Source organism: Flavobacterium collinsii (assembly GCF_902804485.1).
Taxonomy (GTDB): domain Bacteria; phylum Bacteroidota; class Bacteroidia; order Flavobacteriales; family Flavobacteriaceae; genus Flavobacterium; species Flavobacterium collinsii.
The window spans coordinates 1-256 of the sequence record NZ_CADCST010000171.1 but is presented as its reverse complement, the minus strand read 5'-3'; the positions used below and the strand labels follow the sequence as shown (position 1 = coordinate 256).

Here is a 256-nt window from a genome sequence, read left to right as displayed (position 1 = left end):
TCCAACTGTGGTTGCTGTTGTTGTACCCGGTGTTTGAACTGGGTAGGTATTGTCAATGTTGGCTACGATTGGATTTTTAACTTCAACTGTAGCAGTAGTCGTTGAACAATTTACAGGGGTTGCACCGTCTTCACAAATAGTATAAGTGATTTGGTAAGTGCCCGATACAGTGTTTGGATCTAAGGTTAATACTCCGTCTGCATCAATGCTCAATGGACCCGTTTTGATTGGGGTTACACTGGTATTGGCTGCTGTT

The 256-nt window shown here is 43.0% G+C and carries 1 pseudogene; it reads right to left on the bottom strand.

The features are described 5' to 3' along the window. A pseudogene (locus FLA105534_RS23075) lies at positions 1 to 256 on the bottom strand (hypothetical protein); the annotation flags it as partial.